At 58.2% G+C, this 20,347-nt stretch carries 18 protein-coding genes and 1 pseudogene; 7 read left to right on the forward strand and 12 right to left on the reverse strand.

The genetic code is table 11. The features are described from left to right. Nucleotides 1–131: 131 nt before the first annotated feature. The 3 genes from gshA to ASD95_RS06850 all read right to left on the reverse strand — a co-directional run bounded on the left by gshA (nucleotide 132) and on the right by ASD95_RS06850 (nucleotide 4,667). Nucleotides 132–1,715, reverse strand: coding sequence for a glutamate--cysteine ligase (gshA, locus tag ASD95_RS06840; protein ID WP_056726921.1), 1,584 nt, complete (start codon nucleotides 1,713–1,715; stop codon nucleotides 132–134). 244 nt (nucleotides 1,716–1,959) lie between these two features. Next, a complete protein-coding gene (locus tag ASD95_RS06845) occupies nucleotides 1,960–2,343 on the reverse strand; it encodes a PaaI family thioesterase (protein WP_056726920.1) in 384 nt (127 codons plus the stop codon). After that, nucleotides 2,343–4,667 (reverse strand): Tex family protein, encoded by a 2,325-nt coding sequence (locus ASD95_RS06850; protein ID WP_056726919.1) that lies wholly within the window; start codon nucleotides 4,665–4,667, stop codon nucleotides 2,343–2,345. The genes ASD95_RS06845 and ASD95_RS06850 overlap by 1 nt, the downstream gene beginning before the upstream one ends. 359 nt (nucleotides 4,668–5,026) lie before the next feature. On the opposite strand from ASD95_RS06850, the gene ompR reads away from it, so the two are divergent. After that, the gene (gene ompR, locus ASD95_RS06855) at nucleotides 5,027–5,767 is read left to right on the forward strand and encodes an osmolarity response regulator transcription factor OmpR (protein ID WP_056726918.1); all 741 of its coding nucleotides are present in this window, start codon (nucleotides 5,027–5,029) and stop codon (nucleotides 5,765–5,767) included. A gap of 115 nt (nucleotides 5,768–5,882) precedes the next feature. Beyond that, entirely contained in the window at nucleotides 5,883–7,196 is a 1,314-nt protein-coding gene (locus tag ASD95_RS06860) for an ATP-binding protein (RefSeq protein ID WP_056726917.1), read from the forward strand. Nucleotides 7,197–7,365: 169 nt separating this feature from the next. On the opposite strand, the gene rimK is transcribed toward ASD95_RS06860, so the two are convergent. Further along, a complete protein-coding gene (gene rimK / locus ASD95_RS06865) occupies nucleotides 7,366–8,271 on the reverse strand; it encodes a 30S ribosomal protein S6--L-glutamate ligase (protein ID WP_007972871.1) in 906 nt (301 codons plus the stop codon). Further along, nucleotides 8,268–8,747: a retropepsin-like aspartic endopeptidase RimB gene (gene rimB / locus ASD95_RS06870; protein ID WP_007983163.1), complete on the reverse strand. Its 480-nt coding sequence runs from the start codon at nucleotides 8,745–8,747 to the stop codon at nucleotides 8,268–8,270. Before rimB ends, rimK begins: the two co-directional genes overlap by 4 nt. Nucleotides 8,748–8,963: 216 nt before the next feature. Here rimB and ASD95_RS06875 point away from each other — a divergent pair, with 216 nt between their 5' ends. The 3 genes from ASD95_RS06875 (at nucleotide 8,964) to ASD95_RS06885 (ending at nucleotide 12,359) form a co-directional block, all read left to right on the forward strand. Further along, nucleotides 8,964–9,371 (forward strand): RNA-binding S4 domain-containing protein, encoded by a 408-nt coding sequence (locus ASD95_RS06875; RefSeq protein ID WP_008045331.1) that lies wholly within the window; start codon nucleotides 8,964–8,966, stop codon nucleotides 9,369–9,371. 363 nt (nucleotides 9,372–9,734) lie between these two features. Then, nucleotides 9,735–10,637, forward strand: a complete 903-nt coding sequence (gene hslO / locus ASD95_RS06880; RefSeq protein ID WP_056726916.1) for an Hsp33 family molecular chaperone HslO — start codon at nucleotides 9,735–9,737, stop codon at nucleotides 10,635–10,637. 180 nt (nucleotides 10,638–10,817) lie between these two features. Beyond that, nucleotides 10,818–12,359, forward strand: a complete 1,542-nt coding sequence (locus tag ASD95_RS06885; protein WP_056726915.1) for a phosphoenolpyruvate carboxykinase — start codon at nucleotides 10,818–10,820, stop codon at nucleotides 12,357–12,359. A gap of 730 nt (nucleotides 12,360–13,089) precedes the next feature. On the opposite strand, the pseudogene ASD95_RS30230 reads toward ASD95_RS06885, so the two are convergent. Then, nucleotides 13,090–13,215: pseudogene (locus tag ASD95_RS30230) on the reverse strand (hypothetical protein); the annotation flags it as partial. A gap of 3 nt (nucleotides 13,216–13,218) precedes the next feature. Further along, nucleotides 13,219–13,611: a hypothetical protein gene (locus tag ASD95_RS06890; protein WP_056726914.1), complete on the reverse strand. Its 393-nt coding sequence runs from the start codon at nucleotides 13,609–13,611 to the stop codon at nucleotides 13,219–13,221. A gap of 551 nt (nucleotides 13,612–14,162) precedes the next feature. On the opposite strand from ASD95_RS06890, the gene ASD95_RS06895 reads away from it, so the two are divergent. Both ASD95_RS06895 and ASD95_RS30070 read left to right on the forward strand, forming a co-directional pair. Then, nucleotides 14,163–15,782 (forward strand): hypothetical protein, encoded by a 1,620-nt coding sequence (locus tag ASD95_RS06895; RefSeq protein WP_056726913.1) that lies wholly within the window; start codon nucleotides 14,163–14,165, stop codon nucleotides 15,780–15,782. A 313-nt stretch (nucleotides 15,783–16,095) separates the two neighbouring features. Continuing rightward, nucleotides 16,096–16,227, forward strand: coding sequence for a hypothetical protein (locus ASD95_RS30070; protein WP_269083127.1), 132 nt, complete (start codon nucleotides 16,096–16,098; stop codon nucleotides 16,225–16,227). Between the two features lie 690 nt (nucleotides 16,228–16,917). Here ASD95_RS30070 and ASD95_RS06905 read toward each other — a convergent pair. The 5 genes from ASD95_RS06905 to ASD95_RS06925 all read right to left on the reverse strand — a co-directional run bounded on the left by ASD95_RS06905 (nucleotide 16,918) and on the right by ASD95_RS06925 (nucleotide 20,258). After that, nucleotides 16,918–17,271, reverse strand: coding sequence for a DUF1493 family protein (locus tag ASD95_RS06905; RefSeq protein ID WP_056726911.1), 354 nt, complete (start codon nucleotides 17,269–17,271; stop codon nucleotides 16,918–16,920). Then, nucleotides 17,268–18,545 (reverse strand): type II toxin-antitoxin system HipA family toxin, encoded by a 1,278-nt coding sequence (locus ASD95_RS06910; RefSeq protein ID WP_056726910.1) that lies wholly within the window; start codon nucleotides 18,543–18,545, stop codon nucleotides 17,268–17,270. The genes ASD95_RS06905 and ASD95_RS06910 overlap by 4 nt, the downstream gene beginning before the upstream one ends. Then, a complete protein-coding gene (locus ASD95_RS06915; RefSeq protein ID WP_056726909.1) occupies nucleotides 18,542–19,033 on the reverse strand; it encodes a helix-turn-helix domain-containing protein in 492 nt (163 codons plus the stop codon). Before ASD95_RS06915 ends, ASD95_RS06910 begins: the two co-directional genes overlap by 4 nt. Before the next feature lie 203 nt (nucleotides 19,034–19,236). Then, complete coding sequence (locus ASD95_RS06920; RefSeq protein WP_056726908.1) at nucleotides 19,237–19,533, reverse strand: hypothetical protein; 297 nt, start codon at nucleotides 19,531–19,533, stop codon at nucleotides 19,237–19,239. Nucleotides 19,534–19,967: 434 nt separating this feature from the next. Next, the gene (locus ASD95_RS06925; protein ID WP_056726907.1) at nucleotides 19,968–20,258 is read right to left on the reverse strand and encodes a hypothetical protein; all 291 of its coding nucleotides are present in this window, start codon (nucleotides 20,256–20,258) and stop codon (nucleotides 19,968–19,970) included. Nucleotides 20,259–20,347: the final 89 nt, after the last annotated feature.

Here is a 20,347-nt window from a genome sequence, read left to right on the forward strand (position 1 = left end):
TGAGGCGAAAACCCGGTGAGTCATTGTGAATGGGCTGGAAACAAAAAGATCGCAGCCTTCGGCAGCTCCTACAGGAAACGCATTCCAATGTAGGAGCTGCCGAAGGCTGCGATCTTTCTTACAGGCGCCGATTAGTTACTGATCGCCAGAATGCTCGCCTGGTATGCCCCGACGAACACATCGAAATCACCGACTTCGTTCTGCTCCAGTTCAGCCTGCTGAGCCAGCGACGAACGCGCCCGCTCTTCAAACTTCGCCTGCTCCTCAGCCGGCAACGGCTCGCTGCGGAAGAACTCGGCATGGACCTGGCTCTGACGCAGGGAGAACTGGGCGAAGCTTTCCTTGTGTTCAGCCATCGCCGCCAATACCTGGGCCGACGGCGTCAGGGACGGGTCCTGGACCTTCGACATCTGGGCGTCCAGCGCCTTGCTGTGGGCATCACCGCCATGGCTCTGGTCGAGCATCGCCGCCAGAGGAGCGATTTTTTCCAGCAGCTCGCCGGCCCATTCCTTCAGGTCAACCGGCTGGCCATCCCGCTGCAGTTGCAGGCCCGGACGGCGACCTTCCTTGACCACGCTGAGGAAGTTCGAGGTCGCGTTGCCGCAACTGGTGTTGGTCAGCAGCGGGCTGTCATTGAGTGCGCAGTACAGCAGGAACGCATCGAGGAAGCGTGACTCGGTGAGATCGATGCCCATCGGCAGGAAGGGGTTGATGTCCAGGCAGCGTACTTCGACGTACTGGATGCCACGGGCCATCAGCGCCTGGATAGGGCGCTCGCCGGTGTAGGTCACGCGTTTCGGGCGGATGTTGGAGTAGTACTCGTTTTCAATCTGCAGAATGTTGGTGTTGAGCTGTACCCACTCGCCATCCTGGTGGGTGCCGACTTCGACGTATGGCGCATACGGCGTGGCCACCGCTTTGCGCAGGCTGTCGGTGTAGCTGTTCAGATCGTTGTAGCACGGCGTCAGGCCGGCCTGGGCGTTGCTCTGGTAACCCAGGTCGCTCATGCGCAGGCTGGTAGCGTACGGCAGGTACAGGGTATGCGGGTCCAGTTGTTCCAACTGGTGCGAACGACCGCGCAGGAAGCCGGCGTCCAGTGCCGGTGAAGCACCGAACAGGTACATCAGCAGCCAGCTGTAGCGGCGGAAGTTGCGGATCAGCGCGATATAGGACGACGACTGGAAGTCGCGGTCGGTGCCGACAAAGCCTTCGGCCTGCTTGAGCAACGGCCAGAGTTTTTCCGGCAGGGAAAAGTTGTAGTGAATGCCGGCAATGCACTGCATGGTCTTGCCGTAACGCAGGGCCAGGCCCTTGCGGTACACGTACTTGAGCTGCCCGATATTGGACGTGCCGTAATAGGCGATCGGGATGTCTTCCTCGGCCGGCAACGGGCACGGCATCGATGGGCTCCACAGGTACTCGTTGCCGAGCTTGCTGTAGGCAAAGCGGTGAATGCTGTCCAGGCTCGCCAGTGTGTCCGCCGGGTCGGGCAGGGCCGGGGTGATGAACTCCAGCAGCGACTCGGAATAGTCGGTGGTGATCTGTTCATTGGTCAGCGCGGAACCCAATTCTTCCGGGTGCGGCGTTTGCGCCAGGCGACCTTCATCGGTCACGCGCAGGCATTCACGTTCGATGCCGTGAAGGCACTGTTCGAGCAGAGAGAGGTTAGCGCGCTCGCCGAGCAGAGCCAGGCGGCGGTTGAGAAGTTCGCTCAAGTTGGATTCCTTCACGCGTCAGTCGCCCCAATATGGGGGTGGGCAAGACGGTCTACAAGGGTGAAGTTAAAACTGGCGTTTTCGCCTGGTTTTTTGAACTCGCCGCAACTAATGTGGGAGCGGGCTTGCTCGCGAAGGCGGTGTGCCAGTCAGCACAGATGCCACCTGATACACCGCCTTCGCGAGCAAGCCCGCTCCCACAGGTTGCGTTCTGCTGAAATTAACTCAAATCGATAACGAGTAGCTACAGGACAGCGAACGTGCCTTGTGCTTTTGCGACCAGTTTGTCGCCCTGCACCACATCGGCCTCGACCACCAATGTGCGGCGACCCGGGTGGATCACCCGCGCCGTGCACATCACCTCGCCGTCAGAGACGGCGCGGATGTAGTTGATCTTGCACTCGATGGTCGCGCTCTGCTGGTCAAAGCCGTGGGTGCTGGAACAGGCCAGCCCCATGGCAATGTCCACCAGGCTGAACAAGGCCCCGCCGTGCAGCTTGCCGCCGCGATTGCGCAGCTCGGGTTCCAGCGCCAGGGCGACTTGCGCCACCCCGGTTTCCAGACTGTGCAAGCGGCAGCCCAACAGCTTGAAAAACGCGCTTTCGGTCAGCCCGGCGGGAATGTCCATCAGCGTTTCTTCAACTGCTTGGCATTGGCGAACAACGAAGCCATGGCATTGTTGCTCGGTGCTGCCGCCGTGGTTTCCTTGCGCGGTGCGGTGTTCTGGGACTGGCGTGGCGCCGACCCCGGACGCGCGCCGCGAGCGCCGTCGATTTTCTCGCCCGGGGTGTCGCTCATGCGCATCGACAGGCCCACGCGTTTGCGCGGGATGTCGACTTCCATGACCTTCACTTTCACCACGTCACCGGCCTTCACCGCTTCCCGTGGATCCTTGATGAACTTCTCCGAAAGTGCGGAGATGTGCACCAAACCGTCCTGATGCACACCGATATCCACGAAGGCACCGAAGTTGGTCACGTTGGTCACCACGCCTTCGAGGATCATGCCCAGTTGCAGGTCCTTGAGGTCTTCGACGCCTTCCTGGAACTCGGCGGTCTTGAACTCGGGACGCGGGTCACGCCCAGGCTTTTCAAGCTCCTGGAGGATGTCGGTCACGGTTGGCAGACCGAAGGTTTCATCGGTGTACTTCTTCGGATCGAGACGCTTGAGGAACGCGGCATCGCCGATCAGCGAGCGGATGTCACGCTCGGTTTCAGCGGCGATGCGCTGAACCAGCGGATAGGCTTCCGGGTGAACCGCCGACGAATCCAGCGGGTTTTCGCCATTCATGACGCGCAGGAATCCGGCGGCCTGTTCGAAGGTTTTCTCGCCCAGGCGCGCAACTTTCTTCAGCGCTGCGCGGGTCTTGAACGCGCCATGCTCGTCGCGATGGCTGACGATGTTCTGCGCCAGGGTCGCGTTGAGGCCGGAGATCCGTGCCAGCAGCGCTACGGAAGCCGTGTTCACGTCGACACCGACGGCGTTCACGCAGTCTTCGACAACCGCATCCAGGCCTCGGGCCAGTTTCAGTTGCGATACGTCGTGCTGGTACTGGCCGACACCGATGGATTTCGGGTCGATCTTCACCAGCTCAGCCAACGGGTCTTGCAGGCGACGGGCAATCGACACGGCGCCACGGATCGACACGTCGAGGTCCGGGAATTCCTTGGAGGCCAGCTCCGACGCCGAGTAAACCGATGCACCGGCCTCGGACACCATGACCTTGGTCATCTTCATGGCCGGGTATTTTTTGATCAGTTCAGCGGCCAGCTTGTCGGTCTCGCGGCTGGCGGTACCGTTGCCGATGGCGATCAGGTCCACCGAGTGCTTGGCGCACAGGGCGGCGAGCACGGCGAGAGTCTGGTCCCACTTGTTGTGTGGCACGTGCGGGTAAACCGTTGCGTGATCCAGCAGTTTTCCGGTGGAGTCGACCACGGCGACCTTGCAACCGGTGCGCAGGCCCGGGTCGAGACCCAAAGTGGCGCGCGGGCCGGCCGGGGCCGACAGCAGCAGGTCGTGCAGGTTGTGGGCGAACACGTTGATCGCCTCGGTTTCCGCGCCATCGCGCAGCTCGCCCAGCAGATCGGTTTCCAGGTGGGTGTAGAGCTTGACCTTCCAGGTCCAGCGCACCACTTCGCCCAGCCATTTGTCGGCGGCGCGGTTCTGGTTCTGGATGCCGAATTGCTGGCCGATCATGCCTTCGCACGGGTGCATGGTGCCTGGCAGTTCGTCGCCGACCTTCAGCGCGGAGCTGAGGATGCCTTCGTTACGGCCACGGAAAATTGCCAGCGCGCGGTGCGACGGCATGCTTTTGAGCGGTTCGTCGTGTTCGAAATAGTCGCGGAACTTGGCGCCTTCCTCTTCCTTGCCGGCGATCACGCGGGCACTGAGGGTGGCTTCCTGCTTCAGGTAATTGCGCAGCTTGTCCAGCAGGCCCGCGTCTTCGGCGAAGCGTTCCATGAGGATGTACTTGGCGCCTTCGAGGGCCGCCTTCACATCGGCCACGCCTTTTTCCGCATCGATAAAGCGTGCGGCTTCGGTTTCCGGGCTCAGGGACGGGTCGTTGAACAGGCCGTCGGCCAGCTCGCCGAGGCCGGCTTCCAGGGCGATCTGGCCCTTGGTGCGGCGCTTCTGCTTGTACGGCAGGTACAAGTCTTCGAGACGGGTCTTGGTGTCGGCGAGCTTGATGTCGCGCTCAAGTTGCGGGGTCAGCTTGCCCTGCTCCTGGATGCTGGCGAGGATGCTGATACGCCGTTCGTCGAGTTCTCGCAGGTAGCGCAGGCGCTCTTCCAGATGACGCAATTGCGTATCGTCGAGGCTGCCGGTCACTTCTTTCCGGTAACGGGCGATGAAGGGAACGGTAGAGCCTTCATCGAGTAGCGCGACGGCCGCTTCGACCTGTTGTGGGCGTACACCGAGTTCCTCGGCGATGCGGCTGTTGATGCTGTCCATAAAACCACCTGACAAATTGTGAAAGCAGGCTCGCAGGCGCCGGGATAGGGCCTGGGCGAGTCTGGTTGAGCGGCCTGGCCTGCGCCGCTACCTGGATCAAAAGGTATCCCGTTGACCCGTGAAATCGAACAATTACTGCCGGCGCCATGAAAAAAATGGTGTCGGTCTGTAGTACCTGTCTGATGTTGCCTGACACAAAAGGCCGCGCATTATAACCAGCGTTCCGGCATTCGGGGACATCGCGGATGCAGGTGCAATGGCCGGTTTTCTGGCGCTAGAGGAAAAATCTGCTAACAATGCACACGGTGCGTATAACGGCAGCTACGCCATAATGCGTGCCGAGATCAAAGGAGCATCCAATGAGCAGCACTGCACAAACTGCTGAAGGCGAAAAAATTCTTATCGTTGACGACGATCCGGGGCTCAGCAGCCTGCTGGAGCGTTTTTTCGTCAGCAAAGGCTACCGCGCCCGCGCCGTACCGAACACCGAGCAAATGGATCGCCTGCTGGCGCGCGAAGTGTTCAACCTGGTCGTCCTCGACCTGATGTTGCCCGGCGAAGACGGCCTGACTGCCTGCCGCCGCCTGCGCAACGCGAACAACCAGATTCCGATCATCATGCTCACCGCCAAGGGCGACGAGCTGAGCCGCATCAAGGGCCTGGAGCTGGGTGCCGACGATTACCTGGCCAAGCCGTTCAACCCCGATGAACTGATGGCTCGCGTCAAGGCGGTATTGCGTCGCCAGTCGGCTCCAGTGCCTGGCGCCCCGGGCAGCGAAGACGAAAGCGTGACCTTCGGTGACTACGAATTATCCCTGGCCACCCGCGAGCTCAAGCGCGGCGAAGAAGTGCACATGCTTACCACCGGTGAGTTCGCTGTACTCAAGGCCCTGGTGATGAACGCCCGTCAACCGCTGACCCGCGACAAGTTGATGAACCTGGCCCGTGGTCGCGAGTGGGATGCCCTGGAGCGTTCCATCGATGTGCAGATTTCCCGTCTGCGCCGGATGATCGAGCCCGATCCGTCCAAACCGCGTTACATCCAGACTGTCTGGGGCGTGGGTTACGTGTTTGTACCGGATGGTGCCGCCACCAAGTGATTGGCGATTTGTAGGAGCGGGTCACGCGGACAGCGGATCAATCGATCCTGTCCGCAGACTCGCGACCCGCAATATGCGAGCATCGCTCGCTCCTGCAAGTGTTTAACGGTTATCCATGAAAACCCCCGTTTGGTTCCCCCAGAGCTTCTTCTCCCGCACCCTTTGGCTGGTGCTCATCGTCGTACTCTTCTCCAAGGCACTGACCCTGGTTTATCTGCTGATGAACGAAGACGTGCTGGTGGACCGCCAGTACAGCCACGGTGTCGCCCTGACGCTGCGCGCCTATTGGGCGGCCGATGAAGAAAACCGCGGCAAGATTGCCGAGGCCGCGACCTTGATCCGGGTAGTGGGTGCCGGCGTGCCGGAAGGCGAACAGCACTGGCCTTACAGCGAGATCTACCAGCGGCAGATGCAAGCGGAGCTGGGTGCCGACACTGAAGTCCGGCTGCGCATGCATTCGCCACCGGCGCTTTGGGTCCGGGCGCCAAGCCTGGGCGATGGCTGGCTGAAAGTACCGCTTTATCCCCATCCGTTGCGCGGCCAGAAAATCTGGAACGTGCTGGGCTGGTTCCTCGCGATTGGCCTGCTGTCCACCGCTTCGGCCTGGATCTTTGTCAGCCAGCTCAATCAACCTTTGAAGCGTCTGGTGTATGCCGCGCGGCAACTCGGCCAGGGCCGTAGCGTGCGCCTGCCAATCAGCGATACACCGAGTGAGATGACCGAGGTTTACCGCGCCTTCAACCAGATGGCCGAAGACGTCGAGCAGGCCGGTCGCGAGCGTGAACTGATGCTGGCCGGAGTGTCCCACGACTTGCGCACGCCGTTGACCCGCTTGCGCCTGTCCCTGGAATTGATGGGCGATCACACCGACCTGACCGACGACATGGTGCGCGACATCGAAGACATGGACGCAATTCTCGATCAGTTCCTGGCGTTCATTCGTGACGGGCGCGACGAGTCGGTGGAAGAGGTTGACCTGAGCGAGCTGGTCCGTGAAGTTGCCGCGCCGTTTAACCAGACCGAAGAAAAAGTGCGATTGCGCCTGGAGCCTATCCAGCCGTTTCCGCTGCGTCGGGTATCGATGAAGCGGCTGCTGAACAACCTGATCGGCAACGCGCTGCATCATGCCGGAAGCGGTGTAGAGGTAGCGGCGTATGTGTCCGGGGACACCAGCGCACCGTATGTAGTGCTGAGTGTCATGGACCGTGGCGCCGGGATCGACCCTTCGGAGCTGGAGGCGATTTTCAATCCGTTCACCCGCGGTGATCGTGCCCGGGGTGGCAAGGGTACCGGGTTGGGATTGGCAATCGTGAAGCGGATTGCTTCGATGCATGGCGGCAACGTTGAGCTGCGCAACCGCTCGGGCGGAGGGCTGGAAGCGCGGGTGCGGTTGCCGTTGGGGTTGATGCTGCCGCGGGATGCCGTTTAAAACCTGATTTTTTCAGTGGGGCTGATGGCCCCTTCGTCGGAACGCCGCCCGGGGCAAGCCCGCTTCCACAATGATCGTGTTGAACACAAATTTTATGTCCACTGAAGATCACTGTGGGAGCGAGCTTGCTCGCGATGGCGGCATCCCTGCCGCTACAAGGCTTGGGGGTTTAACCCTTCCCTTTGGTCCGGGTCATATTCGGCCCGCCATTCTTCTCCAGATGTTCAATGATGATCCCCGCCACATTCTTCCCGGTGGTGGTCTCAATCCCCTCAAGCCCTGGCGACGAGTTCACTTCCATCACCAACGGCCCGTGATTGGAGCGCAGGATGTCGACGCCTGCCACCGCCAGCCCCATGACCTTCGCCGCACGCAACGCCGTCATGCGCTCTTCCGGGGTGATCTTGATCAGGCTCGCGCTGCCACCGCGATGCAGGTTGGAGCGGAATTCGCCGGGTTTGGCCTGGCGCTTCATCGCTGCAATCACCTTGTCGCCGACGACGAAGCAGCGAATGTCCGCACCACCGGCTTCCTTGATGTACTCCTGAACCATGATGTTCTGCTTGAGGCCCATGAACGCCTCGATCACCGATTCCGCGGCCGTGGCGGTTTCGCACAGCACCACGCCGATGCCCTGGGTGCCTTCCAGCACCTTGATCACCAACGGCGCGCCGTTGACCATTTCGATCAGGTCGGGAATGTCATCGGGGGAGTGGGCAAACCCGGTCACCGGCAAGCCGATCCCGCGACGGGACAACAATTGCAGTGAACGCAGCTTGTCCCGGGAGCGGGCAATGGCCACCGATTCGTTGAGCGGAAATACCCCCATCATTTCGAACTGGCGCAACACTGCGCAGCCATAAAAGGTCACGGATGCGCCGATCCGTGGAATCACCGCATCGAAACCCTCCAGCGGTTTGCCGCGGTAGTGGATCTGCGGCTTGTGACTGGCGATGTTCATGTAGGCGCGCAAGGTGTCGACCACCACCATTTCATGGCCACGCTCGGTACCGGCTTCGACCAGACGACGGGTGGAATACAGACGCGGATTCCGCGACAGCACAGCGATCTTCATGCAACACCTGTGGAGGAGGTAGATACCGGGAACACCGGCTTGTCTTGTACATACTTGATGCCCGGATTGACCACCAACTGGCCGTGGATCAGGGCTTTGGAACCGAGCAACAGGCGATAACGCATGGACTTGCGGCAGGCGAGCGTGAACTCGACCCGCCAGACCCGATCACCAAGGGCCAGGGTGGTGCTGATCACGTATCGCACCTGCGCGTGACCGTTTGAGCTTTTAATGGTTTTCATAGTCACCAACGGAGCTTCGCAGCGTCGGTGGCGCAGTTGTACGACGGAACCCAGGTGGGCGGTAAAACGCACCCACTGCTCACCATCGCGCTCGAACGGCTCGATTTCGGTGGCGTGGAGGCTTGAGGTGCTGGCACCGGTGTCGATTTTTGCCCGAAGGCCGGCGACTCCCAAATCCGGGAGCGCCACCCACTCGCGCAGACCGACAACGGTCAAATGGTCAAATGTCTTCAATAGTGCTCAACCGGTAGAAACCGCTCGGGCCGCATGCGGCCGGATTCGCGGTATTCACGCAGAATAATGATTAAAAGGCGACAGATATCTACGGCCCGGATTTCCAGCCTCCCAGGGAGGTTATGGAATGTCGGCATTGTAATCCGAGCCGGTGAAATTCTTGGTACGTCAGAAACGGTAGTACAGTTCACCAATATTTCAGAATGAGGAAATTCCATGGCACAAAAAAACGAAGAGGACGACAAAGTCCGCCTCGATAAATGGTTGTGGGCTGCACGATTCTACAAAACCCGCGCCCTGGCCAAGGCAGCGATTGAAAGCGGCAAGGTGCATTGCCGGGGCGAACGCTGCAAGCCGGGTAAAGAGCCACGAATCGGCGATGAGTTCGTGATTCGCACCGGTTTCGAGGAGCGCACGGTGGTAGTCCTGGCACTGTCGATCGTTCGTCGCGGCGCACCGCAGGCGCAAACCTTGTATGCCGAGACCCTGGCCAGCATCGCCAAGCGCGAAGAGGCCGCGGCGCAAAGAAAGGCCGGAGCCCTGGGCGTGAGCACCGACGGTAAGCCGAGCAAGAAGCAGCGGCGGGATTTGTTCAAGTTTCGTGGCAGCAGTAACGACGACTGATACAGATATTGCTCGGGCGAGTGCCGCGTACTCGCCAGGTTTCACCGCGCCTTCAGGCCAAGACTTGCAATTGACCCGGTGCGCATCCATATCTGTGCCTGGCCAGCAGTGCATTGCATGGACGATATCGCCGCTCGTCGAAAATCACACACAGTCTCTGACCTGTAGGCCATAACCACATTGCCAGCAGTGCAGGGCGGGAAACGACCTGGAACCCATCAGCGCTTATTCCACCTTGCTTGGATCAGGCCCGGATTGTTCATAAAATGCCTTTCATGGCTGAACGTTGCGCACCCGAGGGGTGGCGCAAGGTCAATTTCCTGTTTCCTGTAACCATTTTCACTACTTCAGATACCCAGACCTATGACCGATCACGCGGATAACGACTTCACCCAACGCTTCATCTTCGATGACAGCGACACCCGTGGCGAGCTGGTCTCGTTGGAGCTCAGCTACGCCGAAGTCCTGGCCAAACACGCCTACCCGCAGCCGGTTGCGCAACTGCTCGGCGAGCTGATGGCGGCCGCGTCGTTGCTGGTTGGCACGATGAAGTTCGATGGCTTGCTGATTCTGCAGGCCCGTTCCGAAGGCCCGATCCCGCTGCTGATGATCGAGTGCTCCAGCGAGCGCGACATCCGTGGTCTGGCCCGTTACGACGCGGACCGCATCGCTGCCGATGCAACCCTGGCCGACCTGATGCCGGACGGCGTGCTGGCATTGACCATCGACCCGAAACAGGGCCAGCGCTACCAGGGCATCGTCGACCTCGACGGCGCCACCCTGTCCGAATGCTTCACCAACTACTTCGTCATGTCCCAGCAAGTCGGCACGCGTTTCTGGCTGTACGCCGATGGCCGCCGCGCCCGTGGCCTGTTGCTGCAACAACTGCCTGCCGACCGTTTGAAAGACGAAGACGAACGCGCCGCCAGCTGGCAGCACATCACCACCCTGGGCGGTACGCTGACCGCCGATGAGCTGTTGGGCCTGGACAACGAAACCGTGCTGCATCGCCTGTACCACGACGAGCAGGTGCGTCTGTTCGATGTGCAGAAGCTGCGCTTCCGTTGCAGTTGCTCGCGCGAACGATCGGCCAATGCGCTGGTCAGTCTGGGTATGGAAGACGCGCAGCAACTGGTGGTCGAACACGGTGGCAACATCGAAATCGATTGCCAGTTCTGCAATCAGCGCTACCTGTTTGACGCGGCCGATGTCACTCAATTGTTCGCCGGCGCGGGTATCGAGACGCCGTCAGATACCCGTCACTAAAACGATTCAGCGCAGGTAAATTCACTGCCTTGTGCCGGATTAACGCCGTTACGACAGGAGGGGCCTACTCTTTTTGGGCTTTTCTGGCATAATCCGGCCCACTTTTTTCGCGGTAGTAGTGCACGACTTTCTACTACAAAAACGTTTGGAGCACTCGGCCACTGGCCGACGGGGAACCTCATGACGCAAGCCAACAATGCCGTGTACACCGATCTGAGTGTTGATGATCTGGTTAAAGAAGCCCTCAATCGCGGTGAAGGCGAGCTTGCCGATACCGGCGCACTGGTTGTTCGTACCGGTCACCGTACCGGCCGTTCGCCAGTCGACCGTTTCATCGTTGAAGAGCCAAGCACCCAGGCCGCTATCGCCTGGGGCCCGATCAACCGCAAGTTCCCGGCCGACAAGTTCGACGCCCTGTGGGCTCGCGTTGAGGCATTCAACAACGCGCAAGAGCATTTCGTTTCCCACGTGCATGTAGGTGCGGCTTCCGAGCACTACCTGGCCGTGAAGATGACCACCCAGACTGCCTGGCAGAACCTGTTCGGCCGTTGCCTGTTCATCAACCCGGCTCAGTACAACCCGGCGGGTCGTGACGAGTGGCAGGTCCTCAACGTTGCCAACTTCGAGTGCGTGCCAGAGCGTGACGGCACCAACTCCGACGGCTGCGTGATCCTCAACTTCGCACAGAAGAAAGTGCTGATCGCCGGCATGCGTTACGCCGGTGAAATGAAGAAAGCCATGTTCTCGGTGCAGAACTTCCTGCTGCCGGCTGCCGACGTACTGCCAATGCACTGCGCCGCCAACATCGGCGAAGAAGGCGACGTGACCCTGTTCTTCGGTCTGTCCGGTACCGGCAAGACCACCCTGTCGGCCGACGAAAGCCGTTACCTGATCGGTGACGACGAGCACGGCTGGGGTGAAGGCGTTGTGTTCAACATCGAAGGCGGTTGCTATGCCAAGTGCATTGACCTGTCCGAGAAGAACGAGCCGGTTATCTGGAAAGCCATCAAGCACGGTGCGGTATTGGAAAACGTCGTTATCGACGACGCCAAGCACGCCGACTACGCCGATGTCAGCCTGACCCAGAACAGCCGCGCCGCCTACCCGCTGGAGCACGTTGCCAAGCGCTCCGAGAAGAACCTCGGTGGCGAGCCGAACGCTGTGATCTTCCTGACCTGCGACCTGACCGGCGTGCTGCCGCCAGTGTCGATCCTCAACGAAGAACAAGCGGCTTACCACTTCCTGTCCGGCTACACCGCTCTGGTCGGTTCGACCGAAATGGGTTCGGGCAGCGGCATCAAGTCGACCTTCTCCACCTGCTTCGGCGCACCGTTCTTCCCGCGTCCGGCCGGCGAATACGCTGAGCTGCTGATCAAGCGCATCCGCGGCTTCGGTTCCAAGGTCTACCTGGTCAACACCGGCTGGACCGGTGGTGGCTACGGCGTCGGCAAACGCTTCAACATCCCGACCACTCGTGCCGTGATCGCAGCGATCCAGAGCGGCGCGCTGATCGGTACCGAGACCGAGCACCTGGATACCATCAACCTCGACGTGCCAGTGGCCGTACCGGGCGTTGAGACTGGCCTGCTGAACCCACGCAACACCTGGGCCGATAAAGCCGCCTACGACGAAGCCGCCAAAGCACTGGCCGGCCTGTTCATCGAGAACTTCAAGAAGTTCGAAGTGAGCGACGCGATCAAGGCTGCGGGTCCAAAGCTGTAAGTGTTGGATTGAGCTAACGAAGAAGCCGCCCCTCGGTTATTCCCCCCCTCTTGGGAATACATAGTTAGGCCCTTTTCAGCCAGTTACTGCATCAATACCCCTCTATGAGGGGTATTTTTTTATCCGTAGATGTGAAAGCCATACCATGATTTAGCATGGCATGTAGGCGAGGCCCAGTCTTATGCATGACCACGTTGTGCTCCTCGGCAGAGTTTGCAGGTTCCGGCGAGTTGACCGTGTGTACGGATAGATGCTGACAGCTTCAGGGGCTCACACCGAATTCTCCAGCCGCACTGGGTTGCGACTATCACGGCAAGCACTTTGGCGCTCCGTACCTTGACGCTCAGTGCATTGATGGTTTTCTCTGGGACGAAGACAGCTGCGATGAACCGGGTGGCGCTTTGCATAACGGCGGCGATATTCCATGCCCGAAATGCAATGCAGCCGAATACGCCGCCGAATATGGGGATACAAAAGATGAGTGACGAACAGACCTACCCCCGCGTCATCCGCGTCGAAGCCAACACCAACCTCAAGCAGATCGGCGTCCAGCCCGGCTGGTTCGTCCGCGCCGGTTCCTGCTCGATCTGGTTCGAGGTGCAGCACGTGTATGACAAAGCAATACTGGTCGCCACCCGCGATCCGCGCCGCGTCTCAGACGTGGTGAGTGTGGGGAACTCTTCAGCGCAATTAACGAGGTGTCGAGCGTGGCCCCGCCTCACAGCCACTGGATCAAGCTCGACCGTAAGTTGCCCCACTCGCGACGCTCCAGGGTCATTAGCTCGGCCGGCTTGCTATGCCCCACCAACCATTCGCCGACCACCCAGGTGAAGTCACTGCCGTACAGATCGCGGTTGAGCTACTGCTCAACGCCGCCCAGTTCTTCATTGAGGCCGTCCAGTTGCCCGAGCTGGTTGTACGTCGCTTGGCCTTGGCTGTCCTTAACAAGTGGGCTCCAAAGCATGAAGTGTCGGCTGTACTCCGACAGGTACTTGTTTGCGTACTCAATGTCTCTTGAGAATTTATCGGTGAGTTTCTGTACGTTGTTGGGCCGTTTGTCCTTGACGTACTGGAGTCCTGTAGTCAGGTGAATGGCAACCTCACAAATGTAGACCTGCTTCTCTTTGAGATTGATGCCCACAACGTCGATCTCGCCGTGAGCCTCAACGGGGTAGAGATTGGTTTGAATGAAGTCGCATTTGCGGATGTACCGCAGATACGATGACACCAGTTGCTCTCCGACATTCAGCACCACGATCTCCCTAGCGGCTAACGATTAAGCCAAAGGGCGGCAGCACGGCGGGCGCTTCGGCAGCTTGCCGGTCGTGCCCGGCGCCGGCACTGCACATGCCATTGCTCGATAGCGTATCCAGGGTATCGGCCAGCCTTTGCCCCCTTGCCCTGGCAAGCATGGATGCGTCCAATGAACTGCCAGTGGAGATCTACAACTACTCGATGAACCTGGATATTGCCAAGGTCATCGCCACAGCCCCCTTCCCTACGCCTGTGAGGTCGTGCCTACACGCAGACCTATGAGGACTCCAAGGGTCAGTAGCATATCCTTGAATACCTTGTACGGGGTGATGGCTGCAGCGGCGGCTGATGCGCCATTGAAGTAAGTCCGTGGCGGCTGTTCGAGGAATTAGCCGCCACGCCTACCGACGGGTGCTCCTTGAGCGCCTCCAGGAAAGTCTTCCACGGAGGCGACTCGAGCGGGCCTTGGTATAGTCCCATTGGACGAAGAATGATGCTTGCGCGCGCTCGACAATGGCGGCTTCTCAATTAATCCGGAATTTGCCAATCATGCCAACAAATATCCATGAGCGCAGGTCCAGGAAAAAGATCTATATTCTTCTGTCAGCTTCGATGCTGGTGCTGGCCTGTATTGGTATAAAGTTCCTGGTTGCGGATAAGCTGCCCCTCTCGCTGACCGCCTTTCGGGAGATCCTCGGGGGGGCTGGCGATATTGGCCACCTGGCCAACGGATCGGCAAACCGCGAATTTCAAGTGGCAGACGGAATCAGGGTGCCAACGCTGGTTGGAAGCCACCCGCTGATTCCGCACCCCCTGTCGAGACTGCCTATGCCAGACCATCCATTTCTTATGGATGAAACCGCGAGCGGCGGGGTTCATGGGGATACGTATAATTCCAGTACCACGCCATATGCGGGGCCTCTCGGGATCGCGCCAATAGCGACATATGTGCCGACACGCCCCGGCAACGAGATTTCGATGTGCACGCCCATGCTCATGACGCCTGGTGAAAAACTGGCGTCCTTGTGCGTCGGCTTGGGCAATCCGAGCCAGCTGGTGCTTTTTGATCCCAAGAACAATTTCAAGGTCGCGGCGCAGGTCGCCACGACCAGCAAGAAAATGAATTTCATGGAGCCGGGAATGGGATGGTACACCGGCCTCGACGCTCTGGGTCGGGCCATCGTGGCGAACCCGGAACAAAAAGTTCAGATATATTCTATTGTTGGAAGCAATGACCAATACAAATGGTCTCTTGAAAAAGAGTATGACCTAAGCAGCGCCTTGCCTGATGGCCAACCAATTTCAGATGTTCATCCTGACTGGAAAAATAATCTCTGGTTTAGCACGATGTATGGCTATGTCGGCTACATCAACCAAATGACCGGTAAGATAGAACGTATGAAACTTCCGGGGGGTGAGGTTTCAGGTACGGCACTGGCGTTGAACGCGGATGCGACGTTCGTACTCACTACCATGGCACTTTATCGCTTTGAAATAGATGATGATGGAAAGATTATCACTCGCTGGCGATATGAATATGGACAGTCCAACTCAAGTGGTGATTTGACCGCTCCGACGCTGTTCGATGAAGGTAAGTTGATCTCATTCGGTTTGAACGATGACTCGCATCGCTTTGCGAGGGTGCTGGTACTTAAAACCGATAGCGCAGCAATGGCAAGCAGCTCCAGGGTCGTATGTGAGCATCCCGTGTTTAAAGAAGATAGAGGATATCTTGATAATACATTTGTGGGTTATGGAAAGTCACTTGTAATTCAAAATAATTATGGGTCGAAGTTCTTTGAACCGGCAGCATCCGAACCCGGGCTTGCGAGAGTCGATGTCAGGCCTGGATACAGTGGATGCAACACGATCTGGGAGAATTACGCGGTTTCGTCAAAGGTTCCACCCAAACTTTCGACTGCCGATGGTTATGTTTATCAATACACTATGAAATCGGGCGATGGAGACAAGCTGGGCGCATTTTATCTCAGTGCCCTCGATTTCCAGACTGGCAAACTAGCTTCAGAAATATTTATTGGAAGTGGAAAGAGGCTGGACAGCCCGATGCTGTCAATCAATTTCCTGCCTGGCGGTGTGATGGTTGCCGGCGTGCGGAACGGGTTGGTCACGTTGAGAGATCGCCCCGAGGCAACGGCCGGTGCCAGATAGGTTCAAATTGTGCCCAGACCTGTCGGTGACCATGGTGCGCGAGTTCGGTGTGAAGGCTTCCTGCTGGTTCTGAACACAACGGATGGCCCCGGCCCGGACGGCCCGGGGCATCGAAATCCTCAGGGTCACTTAGCCTCCAAGACGAAGGACTTTGGAACGTATCGTCCGCATTTCAACGGGCTCAATGCGGACAAGTGAGGAGCAAGCAGTTGAAATCTATCGGACGAATGATCAGTCTGTGCGGGATGGCTTTGGCTATCGGCGTGCCTGCGAGTATGACGGCTTGACGACGTAGGCTTCGGCGCTGGGCGTGATGGCAGCCACCAATGAAGCGGTCGAACACGCCGAGGTGGTGATGCTGGTGTCGATCTTCGGTGCCATCAGGCTGCAAAAGGGTCGTGACAATAGGGGACAGACCACGGTTATCTATTTCGATTTTGTCTGACTAATCGTGGACTGTCCACGGTTATCCCCGCTGCGCGAACTACAGAGTGGCCAGGGCGGTAACGCCCACTACAGGCCGAATATACGAATGCAACCGCACTGACGACAGGGTTGGAGGAGCTTTACTCACTACTTGTGAGGAGTGTCCATATACGCATTGTTTGTTAGGTGCTATTTGAACCTAACCAGATTTATGTAGGATATGCCCTTCATGCCCATTTGGGACTCTGTGTGGGCTGACTCAATGTAAGCGTTTCTAACTCCGCACTGGCATAATTTGTTGATATGGTTTTTGATTGCACCTTCAGTGCTGTGGTCGAAACTAAATGCACTGCTGCCCTCTACAATGCATATTTCTTTGGTCATGCCATTTACTATGGCCTGATTCTTTGTTTGATATACCGTGACCTCGCAGCTTGGCTCTACGCGGACAGCGTCGACCCCGATCGACAAGCCATTCTCGCATCGCCGACTTCCTTCGAGGAGCTTGTCGCCCTTGCGAAGGGAGAGATTTGCCAGATCCGCTTGGTAGCGATACATCGCTAACTCAGATGGGCCAGACCCTTGACCAGGTTGGCTTCTGAGCTATCCGCCCCTGAACTATGTACCGTTACGGTATAAGTCTTGAGAGGGCGGTTTTTTTGTGCGCAAAATTCGGTTTTTCGCGGGCAAGTCAGAATGCGTCGGGCCGTCATAGGCCTTCGAGCTCATCCGTGTCCCAGCGTTGGGCCTTGATGGCCCGGTAGAGCATGTCGAGGGTCAATGGCACCTTCTCGCCGCGACCCTTGGCCTTTCGCTTTAGATTCACGTCAAAGCCGTCGGGCTGGAAATAGCGATAACTGTCGAAATCCACGAAATCGATGGCGAAGTGGTCTTCCAGGGTTTCGATCAAATGCCGGGCGTCTGCACCGTTGCAGCCCAGGTCTAAATTGATCGAGGTGCCGAGGTTGATGGTTTTGCGTTCGGGGAAGCCGAGTTCTTCATGCAGCAATTGCATGAGTTGCTGCATCAAGTCGTCGTCGGGGAGGTTGGGGGCGAGGTTCATGACGTAGGCTCCGCTAATCGAAATGCAGGCGCCATATTATCCTGTTCACGTTTCGATAGCCCCAATGCCCCCGCGAGTGTTGGCCATTGGCTGACAACTTCTTTGAAGCTGTCGATGATGTTTTCTGCATCCGCACGACTGACCCGAAAATACTCTGCCACTTCCCGGGCCAGCTCCAGATCCAGTGCGTTATCGGTATCGGTGATGTTGAGCTTCAAGCCGTCGGCATAGGCCACCGGGTTCATGTCATAGGCGGCAGACAATCGCCATCCACGACCCGGATCAAGGATAAAGCCATGGTTACGCAGGTGGTCGTCGCTGTTGGAGACCAGGATGTTGAACACAATCCGAGACCACAATTCCCGTAAGTCTGCTTTGGTTTCCGAGCCGTGCTCCATGAGCACTTCAGCCAACTCAAGGTAGCTCGCGCCGACTGAGGCATCGTCACCGTCAATGCGATCAGTCATGGTCATGCCTGAGGCAAAGTGCAGTCGGCCACCCCGTTCAGTGCGGTCGAAGCGCTTGACCATGAAGCAATGATGATCACTGGCATAGCGTCGGGCGATACCGGTCGCGACTCGCAGACCACAATGATTGGCCAAGGCATTCACCACCAGTTCCCAAGCGCCAATGTCATAGTCATCGCGGGTGCTGGGGAACTTGGCAATCCACAAGTGCCCCTGCTCGTCTGCAACGCTGGCCTTGGGGCGGGCGCCACCCAGTGAGCCTCCTGGTGCGATCAGCATTCTCAGCCACTCGCGGCCATCGAGTGAGGTGTTGTCCGGATCGTTTTCCAGAGCTCGGCTTGCTTGTTCCAAAGCCCGCAGCTCAATGAACGGTGGGGCGGCCACGCCATCACGATCATCGAGAAAGTTGCCTTGGTCATTGAGCTTGTAGCGGATTGCACCGACCCGATAGAGATCATGCACGCCTAACAGGAAATCTGACTCGTGGAGCTTGCTGCCTTTGGCAGCCAGGCCGTCGCGGATATCGCGCTCCAGTCGTCGCTTCATCAGTAATTGACCCCACCGATCCGGGCTTGAATCAGCGAACACGCCAAATCGGTTTTGATGTTGCCCCGGGAACTGACGACCTTCATAGAGCCCGATTCGAGGGTCCAGGGGTGTGAAGTTCAACTCGGGATCTGCCAGCGCAGCCTTGTCGTACTCAAATTCGAAGACTTCTGTGGAGCGGGCCTTTCGGGCATGCAGGAAGCCGAGACGTCTGGGTCCATTCAAGGATTCCCAATCGGCATACACCGCAATCTGAGTCATTTATCACCCGTCGTGGACTTGGTTTTTTTCTGGGTCAACAGATTGGAAAGCGAGTGGGTGTTGAAGGGGTAGTCAGCGGATAGGTCTGCTGTGCTGGCGCTTTCAATCACTCCAGTGCCTTTTTCAGGTATTGGAGCATTTGTTTTCACTGCACTCGTTCTGCGTGTTCGCTGGCTTGAGCCTGCGGTGGAGGTGGTGCTGGATTTCAGTTGTGCGTCCTGCAGTTGACGGCCCACTTCATCGGCTGCCGCGAGTTTGCTCAAGTCTTTTTCCAGACCCAGAACTTGCATGACAGACAGGTAGGCTCCGATGGTCACCCCTGAGCCACCTGATTCCAGGGAGCGCAAAGTTGTCAGTGACATGCCCGCCCTCTCAGCGACTTGTTTAGCTGTGAGTTTGCGGCGTAGGCGAGCGAGTTTCAGTCGCTCGCCGAACTCGGAAAGTAGTCTGGAAGCGGCGGGCAAGAGTGGAGCTGTCTTCTTGGCCATGTGCCAATATTCCTTCATTAGGGCGCTATAACTGCCAGAATAATAGCACTTAAGGAAAAGGTGAGCTGCGATTGGGATATTGAAAAAGACACCATTCTCGTGACGCTGATTTCCTTAAGGAAGGGATGATAACTGCCATTATTCCAGCTGTTTTTTATTTAAATAGCCAGAATAATGCCACTTAGGTGCTCTGATGAATGGCGTCAGGCTGGGGCTTTCCAGTTCAGCATGCGTTGTTGGGCGACCTTGAGCAGGTCGCAGCCGTCCTGGGTCAGCAGGTAGAGCGCGTGGGTGATGTGCGGGATGTCTTCGAGACCGCCGTGTTTGAAGCATTGGCAGTGCAGGGTTTGCAGCAGTTCGCTGGAGGCCCGGATGCGCTGGAGGGCGGCTTCGAGGATGTCTTGGGGGTTGGCCTCTGTGTCGATGATCAGGGGCGGGGTGTCGGTGAGGTTGGTGTGGAGTGGGCGGTAGCGATTTGGAAACGGGTTCAGAGTTGACATGGCATGTACTCGGTTTGTTGTTAATTAACCGCCAGCACCGTGACCAAACGATGGGAGGCGGACTGTGCGCAGGCTTGGTCAACCGAGAACAACAACTCGGCTCGCCCGAAGGCGTCCCGCACACAGTCGCCATGACAATGCACTGCGAGGACATAGATGTCCGCGGCGCGAATGATGGCACAACTATGTGCGTTGTTCTCAGGTGACCAAACCTGATCGCTGATTTGGCAGCGACAGTCCGGACTATATGTTCGAGCCACTGGCTGGCGATAGCCGACAAGTTGTCTTGTTTTGTAGGACCTTGCCGAAGCTTCCATAGGTCGTTGCTGACGGAGTTATCCACAGCGAAATATCCAGAACTTGCATGTCCGCAGAAGGACCGCGTTATCGTTCTTCGCGAGCAGGCTCGCTCCCACAGGCGGTTGTGGTGTTTTTCAGCCGGTGAGTTTCGGCAAGCGCTGGCGGGCGATGTCGAGCAGGTCATTGCCGTCCTGGGTCAGCAGGTACAGCGCGCTGACGATCTTGGGGATGTCGCTGGCATTGGCCTGTTTGAAGCACATGCAATAGAGGGTTTCGAGCAGGTCGCTGGCGGCGTGGATGCGTTGTCGGGCGGCGTCGAGGATCTCGAAGGGGTCGGCCTCGGTATCGATGACCAGCACCGGGGTTTCGCTGTAGCGGGTCTTGAGTGGGTGGTAGCGGGTTGTCAGTGAGTCGGGGTTTTTCATTGAATGGGTCCTGTGCGAAATCGGCAAGTGTTCCCGGCAGGCCGAGACACTGTTTTCAGCCGCGCTGGAAACTATAGGAGGGTATGGCG

The sequence above is a fragment of the Pseudomonas sp. Root71 genome, from assembly GCF_001429045.1.
Taxonomy (GTDB): domain Bacteria; phylum Pseudomonadota; class Gammaproteobacteria; order Pseudomonadales; family Pseudomonadaceae; genus Aquipseudomonas; species Aquipseudomonas monachiensis.